We start from the raw sequence: 14733 nt of genomic DNA, 5'->3' as shown, positions 1-14733 counted from the left end.
AGGGCGGGAAGGTCGGCGGCGCTTTAGCCTTCGAGCAGTGCGACAAGCGTTACGTCGCTCAAGCTTGCCTCGAACTCTGCGCCATCATCGTCATACTTCATCCAAGCGTAGCCCTCGGCCGGTGGGCGGCGGGTGAGAATCAGGCGGGCAGGGCGGCCGTCGTGTTCGACCTGAATGATCGCCTTTTTCAGCTTCTCGGGATCAGCTTCCTTTTCCTTCTTCGCCTCTTTGCCCTGTTCTTCGTTGCTGACTTCGTTTTCGGTCTTGCCGCTCACCAGGTCAACGGTATCGCCGTCACGGTCGCCCTGTTCGCTTGCCCGCTTGTCGTCCAGGAACTCGCGCAGCAGCTTAACCTCGCCCCGCGTCACTTCCTGGTTCTCATCTTCAAGCCATGCCCCGACTTCCTTCGGGTTCTTCTTGTAGGCCGTCACCAGCTCGCTAACGACCGTCACATCGTTGGCGCGGCCGGAGTTGAACACCTTGGCGATTGGCTCTGGCAAGTCCAGCAACGCGGCGTGCTGGGTGATGAAGGATGGCGACTTGCCGATCAGGTCCGCGATCTGCTTCTTTTTGAAACCCTTCTTCATCTTGCGGTCGATGTAGGCGGCGATTTCACGCGGCGTCATGTCTTCGCGCTGGACGTTCTCGATAACCTGGTCGTCCTCGTTATGGTTGTTGTCGAGGAAGCCCCCGACCTTCGACAGGCCCTTGAACTTCGCTGCCAGGTAACGGCGTTCACCATGGTTAATCATGAACTCGCCGGGAATCTCCGGATGGTCCCGCAGCGAGATAGGCGACTTGGGGCCGGTCGGGCCGAACGAGGCCGCCAGTTCGGCGATGCTCTCTGGCGAAAACCCTGGGTTTTCCTTGGACCTCGGCTGGTCCGGGTCAGGATGAATCCGGTCCATATCGAACAGCATTATTTCGCCTGTCTGCACTGGCGCCGCCGGCTGGTTCGATTCGGCGGGCGAAGATATTGCGCCATCGGCCGCGTCGTCGTTCAACAGACCGGACAGGCGGCTCTTCTTTTTCACGATGGTTTGTGGTGCGTTCATTATTTGATCTCCATTTTCTCGATTGCGTAGGCGGCCAGGGCGCGCATCTCTTGGGCGGCCTTGCGGGCGGAAGTTTTCTTGATCTGCCATACCGGCATCTGGTCGGCCAGCGCATCCGCGATGCTGCTGCGCAGCCCTATCGTCAAGGGAATCATCAGCTTGGGATACGCCTCCTGCAGCTCGGCCAGGTTCTGGACGTGGCTGGGGTTTCGCATATCCACCATGCTTGGCACCATGCCCATGAATTGCAGCTTGGTGTTTGTCTTGCGTACGTTCGCGATCACGGTAAGCATCTTCTTGATGCCCATGATGCTGTAATACTCGGGCTTGATCGGTGAAATCACGCTGTCGGCCGCATAGAGCGATGCCGCAAGGGTGGTGCCGAGGGAAGGGGCATTGTCGATCAGAATAATGTCGTAGCCGCTCTTGGCCAGCGCCTCGATGTTCGACTTAAAGCATTCCTTGGCCTCATCGAAATCCAGCTCTTCCATGTTGGCCAGGTCCTTGTCGGCCGCGATCAGGCTAAGCAAAGGGCCTTCCGACAATTCACCGAAGTGGGCGCTCAACTTGTCGGCGCTCTCACTGAACATGGCGCTAGCCGCGTAGCCGCTTGCAAACTGTTCGAGCGTATGGGAGGCGTTACCTTGGGTGTCCAGGTCAACGACCGCGACACGATGGCCACGCTCGAAGAAGTCGAACGCGAAATGCACAACGCTCGCCGTTTTCCCATCCCCGCCCTTTTGCTGCGCGACTGCCATGGTATGACTCATGCCTTGAAACCCCTTTTTTTGGCTGCTTCCTCTGCCCACTTCTTGACCGTGAACGCCTGGTGTTCCGGCAGAATTGCCGTTACCCGTTCGTACCCTTGAGGCAGATTTGAATTCTCGAATGCCGTCCACACGCGCTGCACTGCCTGGGACACTGCGCCCCTGGTCAAGCCGAGTGCGCTGACGAATCCCGCTTGCGGCTTGCCGTCCACCAGCACGGCCCGTGCTATCTCGATGGTTTGCTTCCCGACTTCCAAGTCTTTGATGCACGCTTGAAACTGTGCCTCGGTTAGCCTCTTTTTCATCAATCTCACCCATAGTCATTTGCTCCGCGCCTAGTTTTTGAAATGCCGGTGTCAGCCAGCGACAAGTAAAAGTTTAGCTAAACTTTGCGAAGCGGTCAAGCGTTTTCGGTAGCTAAACGAAAATAATTTAGCTAAACTATTTTGGTCCTGCAGGGTCAGAGACCCTTCGGTTTGTACAGCGACACGAAGTAGGTCAGTGCGACGAAGCCACCAAAGTGCAGCAGGAATCTGAAACCGGCAAAACTCCCAGGCGTGTTCCAGTGGTACATCATCCGCACCATCTGGTAGACGCAATCAAGCGCTACTATCCATTTCAGGAAGGGCCACAGCAGCACCGTGACGACCCATATCCCCTTGAGCAGGGCAGGGTCGCTCGTAGGCGCTGGAGCCTCGCGTGGTGCCTCAGTCGGCTGTTCCGGTGGCTCTTGTTTCGCACCTGGGAACTTCACAATGTTCGTCATAGCTTGACCCCTTGTCGCATTCCAGTTCAAATACTGGCTGCAGGTGTCCGCGCCTGGGCTTGAGTATGTCAGTACTTAGGCCAGGTTCCCCGGAGTGATCCGGGGAGCTTCCCACTCATCCAGAACACAGTTGTGCCTGCTCTATTTCCTTGATTGACCAATGCGCATTCGCATCGCCTTCCAGTTTGCAACCCTCCACGTAGGCCTCGGCCAACAGGTGAGCTGCGTTGTTCGTTGGTTCTGTCGCCTGCTCCATCAAGGCCGCGATACGATCACGTCGAGCTGGGAAATCGGTGGCGGTGACGTCATTCAACAGGTCAAGCCATGGCATGATTTTTTTCATCGGGAACTCCGGTAATTGACCTGGGCAATATGCCCGGCCTCACTTGCATACTAGGGCAAATTACCCTAGTATGCAACCGGAATATAGCTAAACATTGATATAAATTTAGCTGCTAAAATTTCCCTATGGAGTAAAACCGCTCTCGCTTTAGCCGTCTTTGCGCTTCCAGATGGAACCCAATCCGGCGAAGTCGCAAAGCAGCGCCCACGCGGCATAGGGGATCGAGGAATCGCCCCCGATCCAGCGCCGCACGGTGCGATCCCCTTTAGCGCCGAGGCCCAGCGCTTTTGCCGCCTGGCCGCCCTTAAAGCTCGCCAGGCGTAACACCTCGCGCACTTCTTCGCCGGTCGGCTGTTCCCACGATGCGGCCGGCTGCAAGCAGCCTTCCCTGATAAATGCCTCAGTCATTCCCTGTCCTTTTCGGTGATCCTGTTCGTATTCGTCACAGCGCCAGGTCGGCCGGCCTGGCCGCCCAGCGCTGGCGGTCGTTCTCTTGCCAGTCAGGATCAATGATAGCTGTTTCCTCGTCAACAACCTTGCTGATGGGGTCGGCCGCCCTGGGCGAGTCGAATAGGAGCGCGACGGTATCCACAATGCCCAAACCATACTTTTGCACCAGCAAGGCGGCCAGGCGGGGCCTTTCGGCCCCTCGTGCCACGTCCTGCTGCCGTCCCTGGGCATACTCACGCACCTTTTCCGTCAACAACGCAACCGCTGTCTGTTCATCCATTCCAGTCTCCAATGGTCAAATACGTTCGAGGGAATCCATGCTGTACACGGTTTGATCGCACCTCGGATCATAGTCAATAACCATACGCCCGTTTCGATTCTTCCGGTAGGTAAGAGGCCTATCGTCATGCGCGAAAACGCTACATTTTCCGGGGAAAACTTTCGCTATAACGACAATTTTCCCAAGCGATTTATCAAAGCAGGGATGGTGAACTTTGACGATCCTGTACCGCTGGCCAGGCTCGGGGTCGTCGGCCCCGGCTTAGTCGCCGCCGCCTTCGTCTGCCGCAGCGGCGGCAAGAGCTGGCTCCACGGGCGCCGATGCCGGCGACTTCTGCGCCTCACGCATTGCCGCTATGACCCTGGGACGGGCCGCCTCGGCCCATTTGCGGACGATGAAGGCCTGGCGGGCAGTCAACACCACGTCCACCAGGACGAAGCCATCCGGCAGCGCCTGTGCGTCGCACGGGGCCTCTCTGACGGCCAGCGAGCGCCTTGGCTGGACCGGGAGCGCCTTGATCCAGCCCGGCAGCTGGTCGGTCGCCAGGCTGTCCTGGTAAGAAGGCTCCAAATATCGCCTGTGCTTGCCCAGGAAGCCGGTGAAGATCGCCGCCGCCGCCGCATCCACCGCCTGGCCACGCACCACGCCGCAAAAATGCGAACGGTAGCCGGTTTCGGAAATGAACGGCCCGTCCAGGTCCAGGGCTTTGAACTCGAAATGACAGTTCAAGACCGAACCGAGACTGCCGCCATACTTCACCCAACACCGGATACCCTTCACATCGATGATGAATTGCCCCTGTTGCCCCCACATCGGCACCGCACCAGGTACAGCCTGGCAGTGCCGGCTGACAATCGTGCCGGCCGATTCATCGCCGGCATTGGAGCCGAAGAACGATCCGCCGTTGAGCTTCCAGATCGCGGCATCGTAGCGCTCGCTGATGACCAGGGCGGCAAAGTCGGCTCGGGACAACACAGCATGGGGGACGGTAAGGATTCCTTCGCAAATGAGTAAGAGGCAGTGCCAGAAAAGCGAAATCGAGGTCTTGAACATTGCTTTGATTTCCTCAATGAGTTTTCTTGCACTTTTCCCAGGCAAAGTAGCCGGATTTTTGACCACAAGATAAACGCTCGTTTTTCTTGCACTTACGGCGGAGCCTTCAACCACAGGGTTTTCCAAGATGTTACTCATTTACGCACGAATCCTTACCCTACCCCAGCATTGTTGTACAGCTCGACACACTCCTTCGCCACAGCAAGCAATCCGTCCTGGTCGACCGGCATCGAGGCGGCCACGGCTGCCGCCTCCGCGTCCCGCTTCGCGCCGCGCTCCGTATCCCGTTCAACGGCCGTCTTCGCCTTCTTGGCCGGCATTTTCGCCATTTTCTGCTCGCCGGCCGGCGCCGGATGCCCGGCCAGGTAGGTGTCGGCGCACTCAGGCTTTCGAAAAGGTTCGCACATCTTCAAGCCGTCGATGATGCAACACTCGGGCAGTGGGTACTGCATCCAGTATTCGGGCTTGGGGTAAGGGTGCAGCAGCTCCCCGCACTGGTGGCACTTTTCGGTTGCCGGGTCTGTCACGCTGGTGCCCATCAAGCGCCGCGAGTAGGTCGCCTCGTTTCGCAGATTGATTTTTTCGTTGTCTGTCATCGTCGTAATTGGCCCCGGCCTAGCGGCCAGGGCCAACCTCATCAGTCGATGGCCTGGAGGATGGCGCCGCCCTCGACATGTGAATCAGCAAACTCAAGTAGGTGATGGTAGCGGTCGATCAAAGGGCCGCATTCGTCCGGGTCCGTTACCTGGGCCGCAAGCTGGCTGATGGCGAACAGCGTGGCGATGATGCCGGCCGCGTCGGCGGACACACTACCGCTGTAGTAATTGCCGTGGACCTCGATGCGCAACGGGCCAGGCACGACCGGGGCCATGTAGAAGCCGCCGTTGCTCAGTTCAAAGAAATCCCACATGCCGCCGTCGTAGTCCACCGAAAGGCGATCAAGCCAGGCGTACACGAACGGCTCACCCAACATGAACGACCTGCCGAAGTACATGGGAAGGAAATTTTCGCGCTGATTATCCAGCACACGGGAAGCGGTTACGGTAAGGTTTTGTTGCGTATTGACCTTCGGAGTTCTCCGGTTATTGACCTGGGCAATTGCCCGGCCTTCAACAACAGTATAGGGCAAATTGCCCTAATCGGAAAGAGAATTCGTTAATGTTTAGCTAAATTTTCTGACCAGTCAACACCAAAAAGAGGCCAACTGGTTGCCTTGACAGCGCGGGCGTCCCCGCTTGTCTCCGGTCGAATTTTGCTTCGCAAAATCAAGCCCCTGCTTGCGCAGGGGTCGATCCGGCTGCGTTAAGGTTGATGCCGGATAAATCCGACCCCTAAACCCCTCCCGATGGCGCCAGCACCTGCTGGAATGCCCTGGTATCGACGCTTACAGGGCCGGCGTCAAAACCAGGCCCTCCCTTGGCGTAAACCCTACTGACCAGTGCACGCCGCCGGCTTTCAAACGGGCGTCGTCCGCCCGCAGCGTCGATTGCTTTTCTGTACGATAATCGAGTCATACTTTTGGCCTGTTATTCTGCAAAGGCATAGCGGGCCGCTCCAGGCCGCAGGATCGCGGGGCTTGCCCCGCAGGCCGTCGCGCAGCGGCGGGGCGTAGGGCGAAGCCCGAAGGGTAGGCGGCCTTGGTGCTGGCAATCCCATTGCGCAATTCTCTTGTTGGCCGTCGCATTCGTCGGGGGGGTTAGTTCATTGCCCCCTTGGGGGCCTGGAGTCGAATCACGCGCGTAGCGCTATGAGTGTTTCTGCGGGGTAGGAGATTTGTGTTTCCTGTTTTTTGTTTCAACTGTTTCTCTATTTAGAGAGAATCGGACATTTTTCGGGTTTCATCGGACTTTTCTCGGGCGAGTCGGACATTTTTCGGGTGTTCCACTCGGACATTTTTCGGGCTGGCAAGACGCCGGCATTCGGACATTTTTCGGGTTGTATGCATCGGCGCTATTCGGACATTTTTCGGGTTGTGGCTAATCGGACACTTGACTTTTAAAAGTCCTGATGCCTACAATCAGGGCAGTCATAGTTTCAAGTGCGAATACCACGGTGTGTGTCCGAAATCCAGTAACCCTTGCCAGTGAGAACCATGAAACTTCAACACGTCCACAAGCTCGATGCCGAACAGCCGTTAGGCGTTTTACAGGTCAACATGAGCAATGCCCTGACGCGCAGCGCTCACGGGCTGTCCCTGGCCGAGAAGCGCATCATTGCTGCGTGCATCGCCAAGACCGACCAGCTCCCGAACATGACGCAAGTGCAGCAGCGGGGGGCCTGGCAGGTACGGTTGTCGGCCGCCGATTATGCGGAGACGTTCAACGTTGACATGAACACGGCTTACGATCAGCTACAGTCGGCCTCCGAGACTCTGTTCGGCCGCTACATACGGACGCTTCGCAAAACGCGCAAGGGTGTGGAAGAGTACAAATTCCGCTGGTGCGGCGCCGTCCGCTACCACAAGGGCGAAGGTTGGGTCGAGCTGGACTGGTGGCATGAAGTGGTCCCGCACCTGATCGGGTTGCGCAAGGAGTTCACAAGCTACAAGCTCACCCAGGCCTCGGCCCTCCGGTCGGCATATTCGTGGCGCCTGTTCGAGGTCCTGCAGTCCTGGCAGGACACCGGGCGCTACCAGCCCTCGATAGAGGATTTCTGTGTCGCGATGGATGTACCCGATAGCTACAAGAAGGACTTCAAGTCGATCCGGACGCGGGTGATCGAACCTGCAGTCATTGAGCTGGTTGGGAAAAACAACATGTTCATCGAGTGGGAAGCTCAGCGGGCCGGCCGGAAGGTGATCGGCCTCGATTTCAAGTTCGGCGTCAATCCACAGCAGAGTTTGCTCTGACGGGGGGGCTATTCGGACATTTTTCGGGTTGGAGCTATGGTCGTCGAAACGCGTGCATTCGGACATTTTTCGGGCAAACATTGTTTATTTGCTACCTTTTTTAGCTCCAAAAAGCCGCATGCCTTCATAGGAGAACGTGTTTCCAGGGTATTCGGACATTTTTCGGGTTCCCTGGCCGCTGACGCGGCCGGGGTATTCGGACATTCTTCGGGCTGTTTTATGCCCGGTGGGTGAGAAGTGGCCTTTGCCGTTGGAAAGGCGCTGACAGCCCGAAGGGGCGAGACTCCGCTCTTGGAGGCTCGATGCGCAGCACACCATAGCCGGTTTTGGGGGTGTAAGCCCAAACCCCAGAAAATTCCCCAGCTTGCGCTACTGCATCACCAAACGCTCCCCGTTTGACATTGAGCAATCATGCCCCCCCTATTTACTCGACAGACAGGGGTATCCCGAATCGTGGTATCACAGGTAATATTGTCAAGAAATTGAAGCTAGAGAACGGTTGCTACGCGGATATATTGGCTTCGTGCATCTAATCTAGCTAAACAATTTCCTTGACCGGAACTTTAGCGGCTAAAATTCCGGCTGACTATAAAAACTAAATGGCCTCCCGTGTACAACCAGATTCTATTCACCAATATCTTGCGCCTGCTCGATGAACGGCACATGACAAAAAGCGAGCTTGCAGACAGGGCCGGCATTTCGGTCTCGTTTCTCTCGGACCTGACCAATGGAAAGGCGAATCCCTCCTTGAAAGTTATGGAGCAGATCGCGGAGGCGTTGCAAACCTCGCTGCCCGAGCTGCTGGAAATGACCGACTTGGACCGGGAAACGCTTGCAGCATTGGCTGGCGGCCAGGTGATCCACAGTCTTCCCGAGGGATATGTCCGATATACGGCCATCCTTACCGAGTTCCAGGCGTTTTCCGTAAGGCAATGGGATGAGCAGAACCGCAAGAAGCTGCTAAACCGAAGAGTTCGATAGGTAATTTCGAGTGACGGCAGGAAATCTTTAGCAGCTAAATTAGTTCATGCAAGTAGCAGGCACGCAACGTGTCTGCAGTCCGCCGTCGAGGCGGCTATGGTAAGCAAATTCCCCTATGAAGTACAGCGAAATTGTGATTTGATACACAACAACTCTCCTTCGGAAAATACGATAAATTTTTAATAATATTGTTCGAAACATGGTTTCGGTATATCCTTCGTCGTGTAGAATTGACGACATTGACCGGAGGAACACCATGAACGAATCAGAAGACGGGTCAGATATCAGCCTGGATCGAGCCAAGCGCAAGCTTGAGCGTGACATGGGGCCACTCCTGCTGGCGGCCCTGCACGATCCCAAAACGGTCGAACTGATGCTCAATGCCGATGGCAAGCTGTGGCAGGAGAAGCTTGGCGAAAAGATGAAGTGCATCGGCACGCTTCCACCAGCAAGGGGCGCCGCCATCATCAAGACCGTGGCGAGTTGCCTCAACAAGACCATCAATGCGAACGATCCCAAGATTGAAGGCGAATTGCCGCTCGACGGTTCCCGCTTCGCTGGCCAGCTTCCTCCGATTGTGACGGCGCCGACTTTCGCGATTCGTAAGAAGGCGCTCTTCATCTTCACATTAGAGCAGTACGTCGAGGCGGGCATCATGACGCAGCGCCACTATGAAGCCATCAAGGCGGCCGTCAAGAACCACCGCAATATCCTGGTCATCGGTGGCACCGGCTCGGGCAAGACCACTCTCGTCAATTCGATCATCAATCAAATGGTGCTGTGCGATCCGATGGAGCGCATTTGCATCATCGAGGACACGGGCGAGATCCAGTGCGCCGCCGAAAACTATCTGCAGTACCACACCACCATTGACGTGCCCATGTCGGCACTGCTGAAACTCGTTCTGCGCATGCGCCCGGACCGCATCCTGGTCGGCGAAGTGCGCGGGGCCGAAGCCCTGGACCTGCTCGATGCCTGGAACACCGGGCACGAGGGTGGCGCAGCAACGCTGCACTCCAATACGGCCAGCTCTGGCCTTGATCGCTTGGCGTCGCTTATCAGTCGTAACGAAGCGGCGCCGTCGAAGATTGAACCGCTGATAGGCGATGCGGTTCATGTTGTTGTTCATATCGCCCGCACCCCTGACGGCCATCGCGTAATACAGGAAGTCCTTGAGATTTCCGGCTACGCCGACGGCAAATACATCACCAAAACCATCTAGGAGCTTTTCACATGACCGCTACTCTCTACCCGCAACCAGGCACCCTCAACCGCTCCACGATGTTCTACATCGCCTTCGCGCTTGTCGTCGCTTACATCTTCCTGCTCCCGCAGGCCATGGCTTCTACCGGCACGGGCGGCGCGCTGCCGTACGAGGACTGGCTCACCAGTCTGCGTAACTCGGTGACAGGCCCCGTGGCTTTCTCGCTGTCGATTATCGGCATCGTGATCGCGGGCGGCGTCCTGATCTTCGGTGGCGACCTGAACGGCTTCTTCCGTACCTTGATGTTCCTGGTGCTGGTCATGGCCTTCCTGGTTGGCGCGCAAAACATGATGAGCACCTTCTTCGGTCGTGGCGCTGAAATTGCAGCCTTGGGCGATGCGGCGGCTACACAAGTGCAGTTCCTGGCAATGGCCGCAACGGGCCGGGTTGCATAGTTATGGCACTCCGCACGATTCCCATTCGTCGGGCCGGCAATCGACACAACCTGTTCATGGGTGGGGATCGTGAACTGGTGATGTTTACCGGGCTGATGGCATTTGCGCTGATATTTAGCGCACAAGAGGTCAGGGCGACGGTAGTCGGACTTGGGCTGTGGTTTGGGGCGTTGTACATGTTCCGGAAAATGGCCAAGTCCGACCCGCGTATGCGCCAGGTTTACATACGGCATCGCAAGTACAAGTCGTATTACCCGGCCCGCAGCACGCCCTTCCGTATCAATCCCACCAGTCAAGGGAAACAATACAAATGATTACCACCATAACCATCACCATCGCGGTCCTCGGGGCCGTGATGCTGCTGCTGCTCTTCCAGCGCATCCAGGCCGCGAACAACCAGTTGGAGCTGAAAAAGCACCGCTCCAAGGAGGCCGGCTTTGCCGACCTCCTGAACTACGCCGCCATGGTCGATGACGGCATTATCGTCGGAAAAAATGGCTCGTTCATGGCCTCCTGGCTGTACATGGGCGAGGACAACGCCAGCAGCACCGACGACCAGCGCGAAATGATCTCGTTTCGCCTCAACAAGGCGCTGGCCGGGTTGGGCAACGGCTGGATGATCCATGTTGACGCCGTGCGCCGGCCGGCACCGAACTACTCGCCGGCATCGGCGTCGAGCTTTCCCGATCCGCTCTCGAAGGCGATTGACGAAGAGCGGCGCCGGCTGTTCGAGGGGCTTGGCACTATGTACGAGGGCTTTTTCGTCCTGACCGTAACGTACTTCCCGCCGCTGCTGGCCGAGAAGAAGTTCATCGAAATGATGTTCGATGACGAAACGGACGTGCAGAACCACCGCTCGCGCACCCAGGGCCTGATCGACGCCTTCAAGCGCGATTGCGCCAACATCGAGGCGCGCTTGTCGGAGGCCGTCAAGACCACCCGCTTGCGCGGCCAGAAGATCGTCCAGGAGGACGGCACGACCGTCACGCATGACGACTTCCTGCGCTGGCTGCAGTTCTGCGTCACCGGCCTGAACCATCCGATCCAGCTGCCCAACAACCCGATGTACCTCGACACGCTCATAGGAGCGCAGGAAATGTGGTCCGGGGTCGTGCCGAAGATCGGCCGCAAGTTCGTCCAGGTGGTGGCCATCGACGGCTTCCCGCTGGAATCGACGCCCGGCATCCTGACGGCGCTCGGCGAGCAGCCATGCGAGTACCGCTGGTCGTCCCGCTTCATCTTCATGGACCACCATGAGGCCGTCGCCCATTTGGAGAAATACCGCAAGAAGTGGAAGCAGAAAATCCGGGGCTTCTTCGACCAGGTTTTCAATACCAATTCCGGGGCGGTCGATGAGGATGCCGTGTCGATGGTGGCTGACGCCGGCTCGGCCATCGCCGAGACCAATAGCGGCCTGATTACGCAAGGCTACTACACCAGCGTCGTCGTCCTCATGGACGAGGACCGCGACAAACTGGCGGCATCGGCCTCGATGATCGAGAAGTCCATCAACAGGATTGGATTCAGCGCGAGGGTTGAAACGATCAACACGCTGGACGCCTACCTGGGCAGCCTGCCAGGTCACGGTGTGGAAAACGTTCGTCGGCCACTTCTGCACACGATGAACCTGGCCGACCTCCTGCCAACCAGCACGATCTGGACCGGGCTCAATTACGCGCCATGCCCGATGTACCCGCCGAACTCGCCGCCCTTGATGAGCTGCGTCACCCACGGCGCCACCCCGTTCCGGCTCAATCTGCATTGGCTCGACCTTGGCCATACCCTGATGCTTGGGCCGACCCGCATGGGCAAGTCCACCAAACTGGCGCTGATCGCCTTGCAGGCGCTGCGCTACGAGGGCATGTCGATCTACTGGTTCGACAAGGGCATGTCCGCGTACCCGACAACCAAGGGTGTCGGCGGCGATCACTACGAGGTCGGGTCCGACGACAGCACGCTTGCATTCTGCCCGCTGCAGTACCTGGAGACCAAGAGCGACCGTGCCTGGGCGATGGGGTGGATCGACACTTGCTGCGCCCTCAATGGCCTCATCACCACGCCTGAGCAGCGCAATGGAATCGGCGAGGCCATCTTCAACATGAAGGAGAGCGGCGGCAAGACCTTGACCGATTTTGTCCTCACGATTCAGGACAAGTCGATTCGTGCGGCGCTGGAGCAATACACGGTGGCCGGCTTGATGGGCCACCTTCTCGATGCCGAGGAAGACGGCCTAAGCCTGTCGAAGTTCACGACCTTCGAGATTGAGAAGCTGATGAAGCTCGGCGAAAAATTCGCCTTGCCGGTCCTGCTGTACCTGTTCCGCCGCATCGAAGTTAGCCTGGTCGGCCAGCCGGCGATGATCCTCATTGACGAAGCCTGGCTGATGCTCGCGCATCCCGCGTTCAAGGACAAGATTGAGGAATGGCTGCGCTCGTTCGCAAAGTTGAACTGCGTCGTGTTGCTGTCCACGCAAAGCCTGGCGGAAGCTGCCAAGAGCGGGATTATGGACATCATTGTCGAATCCACCGCGACACGGATTTACCTGCCAAACAAAGACGCCAAAGCCGAAGCCGCCACCGCACTCTACAAGCAGACCGGCCTCAATACCAAGCAAATCGACATCATCGCAACGGCGCTGCCGAAGCGCCAATACTACGTCGTTTCCGAGGCAGGGCGCCGGCTCTACGAGGCCGCCCTTGGACCGCTGGCCCTGGCGTTCGCCGGCTCGACCGACAAGAAGTCGATTGCCAAGATCAAGGAGCTGGAAGCGGTCCACGGCGATAACTGGATACATGAATGGCTCGCCGTAAAGGGCCTCAAACTCAATAACTACGGGGGTACAGCATGAATATCGGGAACATGATTAAGGGGCTGATCTACAAGAAGCCAAGCGGCGGCGATGAGCGCCGGGGCGACGAAGACATTGAAGGAGGACGACGCCAGGGGGAAAATCCGAATCCTTACCTGAATGCGCGACGAACCTGGAATCACATCGGCGCCGCCAACATGGCGAGCCGCCAGATGGCCCAAATCCTGGGCGTGCTTGCCCTCCTGGTGGCTCTCGCTGCGGTAGGGGGCAATGTGTACATCGGCAGCCAGTCCAAGTTCGTCCCGTACGTCGTCCAGGTGGACAAGCTGGGCCAGCAGGCGGCGGTGGCGCCAGCGCAGCGCGCAGCGCCGGCCGATCCGGCCGTCGTCCACTCGTCGGTGGCCGCCTGGATTTCCAACATCCGTATGGTCACGCCCGATATCGCGCTGCAGCGCAAGGGCGTCTTCCATGTGTATTCGATGTTGTCGGCGAACGACGCGGCGACCGCGAAAGCGAATGAATACCTCAATGGCAACGAGGCGAGCAACCCGTTCAAGCGCGCCGAGACCGAGACCGTCAGCGTTGAAATCGACACGGTGCTGTTCCAGGCCGGCGAGACCTGGCAGGTTGATTGGGTCGAAACGACCCGCGACCGTCAGGGCGGGATGAAGGGCACGCCGCAGCGCTGGCGAGCGCTCGTGACGGTCTACACCATCGTACCGACAGCCGAAACAACGGAGCAGCAGATTCGTGACAACCCGCTGGGGGTCCATATCCGCGACTTCTCCTGGTCCAAACAACGTTAAAGGGGCACTTCCATGAAAAAACAGTTCGTAGCAATGATCTTGGGCGCGCTGCCCCTTCTCGCGCTGGCCGCTGACAAGCCGGCCGGCGACACCTCGGCCGAGGCCTTTTTCTCGAAGAAGAATCCGGCGCTGACCGCCCAAGAAAAAAACGCCATCGCCATCGCCCAAAAATGGCAGGCCAATGGTGCCGACGCTGCCGGCATGAAGCCGGTTGCCGGCCCTGGCGGGGTGGTGCGCTTCGTATTCGGCGTCCAGCAGATCAACATCGTGTGCGCTGTCCTGCAGGTGTGCGATGTGGAGCTGCAGCCGGGCGAACAGGTCAACAACCTGAACCAGGGCGATCCGCGCTTCACGGTGGAACCGGCCATCAGCGGCGTCGGTGCCGGCGAGGTGCAGCACCTCATCATCAAGCCGCTCGACGTGGCCCTGGACACGACGCTGATCGTCACCACCAATCGGCGCACCTACCACATGAAACTGCGTTCGCACCGGACGCAGTACATGCCGCGTGTCGGCTTCACCTATCCGGAGGATTCGGCGGCCAAGTGGGACGCGATCCGCACCCGCGAGGTCCGTGAAAAGGCCGAACAGACCATTCCGCAAACGAAGGAAGTTCTGAGCGAATTGAGCTTCAAATACGTCATCGACGGCGCGGTGGCCTGGAAGCCGGTTCGGGTCTACAACGACGGCGTGCGGACCGTGATCCAGATGCCGGCCGCGATGAGCCAAACCGAAGCGCCGACCTTGCTGGTGGTGCGCAAGGAGGGTGGCCTGTTCACCGACGACGAAACAGTACAGATCAACTACCGCGTGCATGGCGACCGCTACATCGTGGACACCGTGTTCGACAAGGCGATCCTGATTGCAGGCGTCGGGCGCGGCCAGGACCGCGTGACGATCACGAAGGGGAAATGAC

At 58.2% G+C, this 14733-nt stretch carries 18 protein-coding genes; 8 read left to right on the top strand and 10 right to left on the bottom strand.

What is annotated here, in order from left to right:
* Positions 1-23 precede the first annotated feature (23 nt).
* The 10 genes from JANGC3_RS0127335 to JANGC3_RS0127290 all read right to left on the bottom strand — a co-directional run bounded on the left by JANGC3_RS0127335 (position 24) and on the right by JANGC3_RS0127290 (position 5843).
* Positions 24-1055: a ParB/RepB/Spo0J family partition protein gene (locus tag JANGC3_RS0127335; RefSeq protein ID WP_017879680.1), complete on the bottom strand. Its 1032-nt coding sequence runs from the start codon at positions 1053-1055 to the stop codon at positions 24-26.
* Complete coding sequence (locus JANGC3_RS0127330) at positions 1055-1813, bottom strand: ParA family protein (RefSeq protein ID WP_026133597.1); 759 nt, start codon at positions 1811-1813, stop codon at positions 1055-1057. The genes JANGC3_RS0127335 and JANGC3_RS0127330 overlap by 1 nt, the downstream gene beginning before the upstream one ends.
* 8 nt (positions 1814-1821) lie before the next feature.
* On the bottom strand, positions 1822-2127 hold the full coding sequence (locus JANGC3_RS34005; RefSeq protein WP_017879678.1) for a transcriptional regulator KorA: 306 nt from the start codon (positions 2125-2127) through the stop codon (positions 1822-1824).
* Between the two features lie 155 nt (positions 2128-2282).
* On the bottom strand, positions 2283-2588 hold the full coding sequence (gene kleE, locus JANGC3_RS0127320; protein WP_017879677.1) for a KleE stable inheritance protein: 306 nt from the start codon (positions 2586-2588) through the stop codon (positions 2283-2285).
* Positions 2589-2703: 115 nt separating this feature from the next.
* Positions 2704-2931: a stable inheritance protein KleA gene (kleA, locus tag JANGC3_RS31980; RefSeq protein WP_081612059.1), complete on the bottom strand. Its 228-nt coding sequence runs from the start codon at positions 2929-2931 to the stop codon at positions 2704-2706.
* A gap of 147 nt (positions 2932-3078) precedes the next feature.
* Complete coding sequence (locus tag JANGC3_RS0127310) at positions 3079-3339, bottom strand: hypothetical protein (RefSeq protein WP_026133596.1); 261 nt, start codon at positions 3337-3339, stop codon at positions 3079-3081.
* A 34-nt stretch (positions 3340-3373) separates the two neighbouring features.
* Positions 3374-3661: a hypothetical protein gene (locus JANGC3_RS0127305; RefSeq protein WP_017879674.1), complete on the bottom strand. Its 288-nt coding sequence runs from the start codon at positions 3659-3661 to the stop codon at positions 3374-3376.
* Positions 3662-3922: 261 nt separating this feature from the next.
* Complete coding sequence (locus JANGC3_RS30360) at positions 3923-4852, bottom strand: hypothetical protein (protein ID WP_157407076.1); 930 nt, start codon at positions 4850-4852, stop codon at positions 3923-3925.
* Positions 4853-4866: 14 nt separating this feature from the next.
* Entirely contained in the window at positions 4867-5310 is a 444-nt protein-coding gene (locus JANGC3_RS0127295; protein WP_157407075.1) for a hypothetical protein, read from the bottom strand.
* Positions 5311-5351: 41 nt separating this feature from the next.
* A complete protein-coding gene (locus JANGC3_RS0127290) occupies positions 5352-5843 on the bottom strand; it encodes an antirestriction protein (RefSeq protein WP_017879671.1) in 492 nt (163 codons plus the stop codon).
* Between the two features lie 963 nt (positions 5844-6806).
* Here JANGC3_RS0127290 and JANGC3_RS0127285 point away from each other — a divergent pair.
* The 8 genes from JANGC3_RS0127285 to trbG all read left to right on the top strand — a co-directional run bounded on the left by JANGC3_RS0127285 (position 6807) and on the right by trbG (position 14732).
* Complete coding sequence (locus JANGC3_RS0127285) at positions 6807-7562, top strand: replication initiation protein (protein WP_017879670.1); 756 nt, start codon at positions 6807-6809, stop codon at positions 7560-7562.
* A 609-nt stretch (positions 7563-8171) separates the two neighbouring features.
* On the top strand, positions 8172-8543 hold the full coding sequence (locus tag JANGC3_RS0127280; protein ID WP_017879669.1) for a transcriptional regulator: 372 nt from the start codon (positions 8172-8174) through the stop codon (positions 8541-8543).
* A 256-nt stretch (positions 8544-8799) separates the two neighbouring features.
* Positions 8800-9765: a P-type conjugative transfer ATPase TrbB gene (gene trbB / locus JANGC3_RS0127275; protein ID WP_017879668.1), complete on the top strand. Its 966-nt coding sequence runs from the start codon at positions 8800-8802 to the stop codon at positions 9763-9765.
* An 11-nt stretch (positions 9766-9776) separates the two neighbouring features.
* Positions 9777-10202 carry a conjugal transfer system pilin TrbC gene (gene trbC, locus JANGC3_RS0127270; protein WP_017879667.1) on the top strand — a complete coding sequence of 142 codons (426 nt, stop codon included), beginning with the start codon at positions 9777-9779 and terminating at the stop codon, positions 10200-10202.
* A gap of 2 nt (positions 10203-10204) precedes the next feature.
* On the top strand, positions 10205-10516 hold the full coding sequence (locus JANGC3_RS0127265) for a conjugal transfer protein TrbD (protein WP_026133594.1): 312 nt from the start codon (positions 10205-10207) through the stop codon (positions 10514-10516).
* Positions 10513-13050 (top strand): VirB4 family type IV secretion/conjugal transfer ATPase, encoded by a 2538-nt coding sequence (locus JANGC3_RS0127260; protein WP_017879665.1) that lies wholly within the window; start codon positions 10513-10515, stop codon positions 13048-13050. Before JANGC3_RS0127265 ends, JANGC3_RS0127260 begins: the two co-directional genes overlap by 4 nt.
* Entirely contained in the window at positions 13047-13817 is a 771-nt protein-coding gene (locus JANGC3_RS0127255; protein WP_026133593.1) for a VirB8/TrbF family protein, read from the top strand. The genes JANGC3_RS0127260 and JANGC3_RS0127255 overlap by 4 nt, the downstream gene beginning before the upstream one ends.
* 12 nt (positions 13818-13829) lie before the next feature.
* Positions 13830-14732, top strand: a complete 903-nt coding sequence (gene trbG / locus JANGC3_RS0127250; RefSeq protein WP_026133592.1) for a P-type conjugative transfer protein TrbG — start codon at positions 13830-13832, stop codon at positions 14730-14732.
* The last annotated feature ends 1 nt before the right edge of the window (position 14733 follow it).

The organism is Janthinobacterium sp. CG3, from assembly GCF_000344615.1.
In the GTDB taxonomy this organism is placed as follows: domain Bacteria; phylum Pseudomonadota; class Gammaproteobacteria; order Burkholderiales; family Burkholderiaceae_D; genus Janthinobacterium.
Note: the sequence above shows the minus strand (reverse complement) of the source record. Positions and strands in the feature narration are given on the sequence as shown.

Coding starts and splice junctions, on each gene's coding strand:
- JANGC3_RS0127335 (WP_017879680.1), bottom strand. CDS start 1,055: ATGAACGCACCACAAACCATCGTGAAAAAGAAGAGCCGCCTGTCCGGT.
- JANGC3_RS0127330 (WP_026133597.1), bottom strand. CDS start 1,813: ATGGCAGTCGCGCAGCAAAAGGGCGGGGATGGGAAAACGGCGAGCGTT.
- JANGC3_RS34005 (WP_017879678.1), bottom strand. CDS start 2,127: ATGAAAAAGAGGCTAACCGAGGCACAGTTTCAAGCGTGCATCAAAGAC.
- kleE (WP_017879677.1), bottom strand. CDS start 2,588: ATGACGAACATTGTGAAGTTCCCAGGTGCGAAACAAGAGCCACCGGAA.
- kleA (WP_081612059.1), bottom strand. CDS start 2,931: ATGAAAAAAATCATGCCATGGCTTGACCTGTTGAATGACGTCACCGCC.
- JANGC3_RS0127310 (WP_026133596.1), bottom strand. CDS start 3,339: ATGACTGAGGCATTTATCAGGGAAGGCTGCTTGCAGCCGGCCGCATCG.
- JANGC3_RS0127305 (WP_017879674.1), bottom strand. CDS start 3,661: ATGGATGAACAGACAGCGGTTGCGTTGTTGACGGAAAAGGTGCGTGAG.
- JANGC3_RS30360 (WP_157407076.1), bottom strand. CDS start 4,852: ATGAGTAACATCTTGGAAAACCCTGTGGTTGAAGGCTCCGCCGTAAGT.
- JANGC3_RS0127295 (WP_157407075.1), bottom strand. CDS start 5,310: ATGACAGACAACGAAAAAATCAATCTGCGAAACGAGGCGACCTACTCG.
- JANGC3_RS0127285 (WP_017879670.1), top strand. CDS start 6,807: ATGAAACTTCAACACGTCCACAAGCTCGATGCCGAACAGCCGTTAGGC.
- trbB (WP_017879668.1), top strand. CDS start 8,800: ATGAACGAATCAGAAGACGGGTCAGATATCAGCCTGGATCGAGCCAAG.
- trbC (WP_017879667.1), top strand. CDS start 9,777: ATGACCGCTACTCTCTACCCGCAACCAGGCACCCTCAACCGCTCCACG.
- JANGC3_RS0127265 (WP_026133594.1), top strand. CDS start 10,205: ATGGCACTCCGCACGATTCCCATTCGTCGGGCCGGCAATCGACACAAC.
- JANGC3_RS0127260 (WP_017879665.1), top strand. CDS start 10,513: ATGATTACCACCATAACCATCACCATCGCGGTCCTCGGGGCCGTGATG.
- JANGC3_RS0127255 (WP_026133593.1), top strand. CDS start 13,047: ATGAATATCGGGAACATGATTAAGGGGCTGATCTACAAGAAGCCAAGC.
- trbG (WP_026133592.1), top strand. CDS start 13,830: ATGAAAAAACAGTTCGTAGCAATGATCTTGGGCGCGCTGCCCCTTCTC.